Source organism: Erythrobacter sp. HI0063, from assembly GCF_001635685.1.
GTDB lineage: Bacteria > Pseudomonadota > Alphaproteobacteria > Sphingomonadales > Sphingomonadaceae > Qipengyuania.
Map to the genome: position 1 here is coordinate 1 of NZ_LWFF01000337.1, position 3,873 is coordinate 3,873.

A 3,873-nucleotide genomic window follows, 5' to 3' on the forward strand; every position below is an offset into this window, starting at 1 on the left:
TACATCGTCTTCTTCAACTGGGACAAGTCGGACATCACTCCGGAAGCAGCGTCCATTCTGGACAACGCGGTTTCGGCCTACGCCAATTGCGGCATGGCTTCGGTCATGCTCGCCGGCTACACCGACACCTCGGGATCGGCACAGTACAACGTCGGCTTGTCCGAGCGTCGTAACGCTTCGGTCCGCGATTACCTGACGGCGCGTGGCGTCCCGGGTGGCCGCATCACCAGCGAAGGCTTCGGTGAAACGAACTTGCGCGTTCCGACCGCCGACGGCGTCCGCGAACTGCAGAACCGTCGTGTGGAAATCACCTACGGTCCGGGTTCGGGCATGTAAGCCCAACGCCTAGCGTTGAAATGATTGAGGGGCCGGAGCAATCCGGCCCCTTTTTCGTTGCTCCACTGTGAATGCGCTTATCGCGCCATCCCAACCTTCCTATCGGAGCACTCTTTATGACCCTGAAACCGTTCCTCGCACTTACGGGCACTGTTGCCCTTCTGGCCGGTACGGCGGCCTGCACCACCATGTCGGATGGAAACGAAATGGTTGGCGAAACGCTCGGCGTCGCCAATCTGATGCTTGCCAACGGCGCTTCTGCCGGAACTGCTACGCTGATGCGCGACGGTGACGACTTCGCGGTTGCGATCCGCGGCATGGGCCTGCAACCCGGCGCGAAGGGCTTCCACCTACACACAACCGGCCGCTGCGAGGCACCGGACTTCACAAGCGCGGGCGGTCATCTCAATCCCGGCAATCGCAGTCACGGACGGCTCGATCCCCAAGGTCCGCATCTCGGCGATATGGCCAACCTTCAGGTAGGCGCGGACGGAATGGTCACGGCGACTGTCGAGGTGCCCGATGTGCGCAACGACACGCTGGCACAGATCTTCGACGCTGACGGCACGGCAGTGATGATCCATTCCGGACCGGACGATTATCGCACCGATCCATCGGGCGATGCCGGCTCGCGCGAGGCCTGCGGTGTGCTCGTCCGCAGCTAATCGTCAGAGGACCTTCCTAAAGCGAAATGTTCGGGCGAGGGGTATTCAGACCGCCTCGCCCGCTTCGCGTGCACGCTCGACCACGCTGGCACCCGCCTCCGGAACCAGCTTAAGGGCGGTGAACAGGAGCGCGAGCCCGAAAGGTACCGCTACGAAGGTCGACAGGACACCGAGCGAAAGATTGTCACCGTTCGCTGCCGATACGTATCCGGCCATGAAGGGTCCGAGCCCGAGACCGACGAGCGTGGTGGCCAGGAAAAAGATCGCCGTCGCCATACCTCTCATCCGCGGCAGGACCAGCGCCTGGCTTGAAGCGGCTGCGGCGCCAAGCGCCGATGCAATCAGCAGATTGCCGATGAAGCTGAAGATATAAAAGATCGTGACGTTATCGGTCGTGAAGGCGATAGCCACGAAGGGCAGCGGCACAATCAGACCGAAAAGCACGACCCAGATCCTCCCGGCAGGCCGCCGTTCGAGCAGGAAATCGGCCATGCGACCGCCCAGGATGACGCCAAGAAAACCGGCGACTGCTGCCGGAGCGCCGAGGAACCAACCAAGATCGGACTTCGCCGCACCGAGCGCCCGCTCCGCATAGGGCGCGCCCCAGTAAGAAGCGGAGTAAGCCATGAATGCCACCATCCCATAGCCCAGCACCACGCACAGGAAGGCTGGCGATCCCCAGGTCAGCGAGAAAGTCGGAAGATCGCGCGCCTTGAGGCCCATTGCCCAGCTGAACACAGCGTAATAGCCGACCCCGAGAAACAGCCATTGATCGGATACAAGGCCGGGGGCGCCGAGAAAATTCATCAGCGTGGAACTGGCGGGAACGAGCTGGGTCAGCACCAGCGCCAGGATCGCGAAACCAGCGAGGCCCGCGAGGTTGATGAACAGCGCCCGGCTGCCGCGCGCAGCGGCGCCGAAGATCGTGAAGGGCGGGATCACCTGGAATAGTTCGCGCAGGAAACCGCGGAAGGGTTCGGGATCCTCTGGCGTCTCCAACCCGTCGATCGCGCCGCGAACCGGCTCTTTCAAGGTCAGCACCCAAAGCGCCAGAAGAAGGCCGGGAATACCAACGCTCAGGAAAGCAGCCTGCCAACCGACGATTCCGTAAGGACCCCCGCCGGGATAGGCCGCATTCCAGTTTTCGACGATCAGCCCTCCGATCAGCAGCGAGATACCTCCGCCGATGTAAAGGCCGGAGGAATAGATCGCCAGCGCGGTGGCGCGCAGGCGGGCTGGAAACCAGTCCGAGATCAACGAATAGGCCGACGGACTGGCCGTCGCTTCACCCACACCGACGCCGATCCGTGCCACGGTGAGCGTGGAGGCATTCTTTGCGAAACCGGACAGCGCGGTCATCGTGGACCACAAGGCGAGGCCGATGCTCATCAGGCGAACGCGCTTCCAGCTATCGGCCAGCTTGCCGAGCGGGATGCCGAAAAGCGCATAGAAGACAGCGAACGCCGTTCCATACAAAAAGCCGAGATAGTCGTCTTCGACTCCGAGGTCGGCCTTGATGTCGTTAGCCAGGATCGAGAGGATCTGCCGGTCGATGAAATTCAGGACATAGACCAGCACCAGGACGCCGAGGGCATACCAGCTATATGCGGGCACCTTCGCGTTCGGATCGATCGGTGTCTTCTCCGGACGCACGACATCGTCGATCTTGCTCAAGCCTTCTCTCCCTAACCCGAATTATCCTCTTGATAGGGAGTGGTATCGACAACCCCCGCTTCGGCAAAGCCTTTTCGCCGTAGTCTGCAGGAATCGCAGACGCCGCAGGCGATCCCCGAAGGCGCCGGATCGTAGCACGACCAGCTCCACGCCGGATCGAGGCCCAGCCTGTGGCATTCGCTCGCAATGTCGGACTTGGTCAGGAATTGCAGCGGCGCATGAATGGTGAAAGGCTCCCCCTCGACGCCCTGCTTCGTTCCGAGCCGCGCGGTTTCGGCGAAGCTGGCGATGAATTCGGGGCGGCAATCGGGGTAGCCCGAATAATCGAGCGCATTGACGCCGATGAAGATATCCCGCGCATGGCTCGCCTCGGCAAAGGCCGTCGTCAGAGCGAGAAAGACGAGATTGCGGGCCGGCACGTAGGTGACCGGGATCGCGCCCTCCTCGACACCCGATTTTGGTACGTCGATATCGTCGGTGAGCGCCGAGCCCCCAAACTGACGCAGATCGAGCGGCAGCACGACATGCCGAGCGACACCCAGCCGCCGTCCGATGTCACGCGCCGATTCGAGCTCGCGCCGGTGCCGTTGCCCGTAATCGACGCTGAGCGCGTGCACCGCAAAGCCCTGCTCGCGCGCCAGAGCGGCGACGACCATGGAATCGAGGCCGCCAGACAACAGAATCACGGCGGGAGGAGAGGTGGTCGAAAGAGTGTTGCCCATAAAGGCGGCGCTACGCCGCTCGGGACGGCGCTTCAAGTATCAGCGACAGGAGCCGACGCGGCGCGCTTCGGCGGCAAACTGGAATGGCTTTCCGCCTGCAATGCCCTGACCGTCGATCTGCGCCAGAGTGGCGGTCTCGCGCCGGATATGCGTCCGGCCATAACCGTCGCCGCGACAGGTGTATTGCACCGTCACCTCGTTCGCGCCGTCCTCCACGACGAAACGGTTGCAGGCGGCGCCGCGATGGCGGATCTGGATCAGCTCGCTACCGTCGCGCACGCAGATCGAGCGAGCCGAGCCGCCATTGCGGCCACGAATTTCCCACTGACCCGGTGTAAGCTTCGACAGCATCTGAAGCGAGGATTGCGCAGTCGCCGGAGCGAATGCAATCACGCTCGCCGAAACGCCGACGACGATCGACGCAAGGGCGCCCAATTTCCGAACAGTTTTGGCCATAGCCATTCTCCAAGCTGCGA

5 protein-coding genes are annotated in these 3,873 nt (G+C 62.6%); 2 read left to right on the forward strand and 3 right to left on the reverse strand.

Annotation, left to right across the window (positions count from 1 at the left end):
* Both A3736_RS14880 and A3736_RS14885 read left to right on the forward strand, forming a co-directional pair.
* Window positions 1-336, forward strand: a 336-nt coding sequence (locus A3736_RS14880; RefSeq protein WP_156502159.1) for an OmpA family protein, incomplete at its 5' end; no start/stop codon positions are given.
* A gap of 116 nt (window positions 337-452) precedes the next feature.
* Window positions 453-1,001 (forward strand): superoxide dismutase family protein, encoded by a 549-nt coding sequence (locus A3736_RS14885; RefSeq protein ID WP_082851533.1) that lies wholly within the window; start codon window positions 453-455, stop codon window positions 999-1,001.
* 45 nt (window positions 1,002-1,046) lie between these two features.
* Here the strand turns inward: A3736_RS14885 and A3736_RS14890 are convergent, their stop codons facing one another.
* Genes A3736_RS14890 through A3736_RS14900 form a run of 3 tightly spaced genes read right to left on the reverse strand, consistent with a single transcriptional unit; the run spans window position 1,047 to window position 3,853 of the window.
* Entirely contained in the window at window positions 1,047-2,675 is a 1,629-nt protein-coding gene (locus A3736_RS14890) for an MFS transporter (protein ID WP_245174053.1), read from the reverse strand.
* Between the two features lie 11 nt (window positions 2,676-2,686).
* Complete coding sequence (queC, locus tag A3736_RS14895; RefSeq protein WP_067684575.1) at window positions 2,687-3,397, reverse strand: 7-cyano-7-deazaguanine synthase QueC; 711 nt, start codon at window positions 3,395-3,397, stop codon at window positions 2,687-2,689.
* Between the two features lie 39 nt (window positions 3,398-3,436).
* The gene (locus A3736_RS14900; RefSeq protein WP_233999416.1) at window positions 3,437-3,853 is read right to left on the reverse strand and encodes a DUF3617 family protein; all 417 of its coding nucleotides are present in this window, start codon (window positions 3,851-3,853) and stop codon (window positions 3,437-3,439) included.
* Window positions 3,854-3,873 lie beyond the last annotated feature (20 nt).

What these genes read in the sequence shown, in the direction of transcription:
- A3736_RS14885 (WP_082851533.1), top strand. Translation starts at nt 453, where the DNA reads ATGACCCTGAAACCGTTCCTCGCACTTACGGGCACTGTTGCCCTTCTG.
- queC (WP_067684575.1), bottom strand. Translation starts at nt 3,397, where the DNA reads ATGGGCAACACTCTTTCGACCACCTCTCCTCCCGCCGTGATTCTGTTG.
- A3736_RS14900 (WP_233999416.1), bottom strand. Translation starts at nt 3,853, where the DNA reads ATGGCCAAAACTGTTCGGAAATTGGGCGCCCTTGCGTCGATCGTCGTC.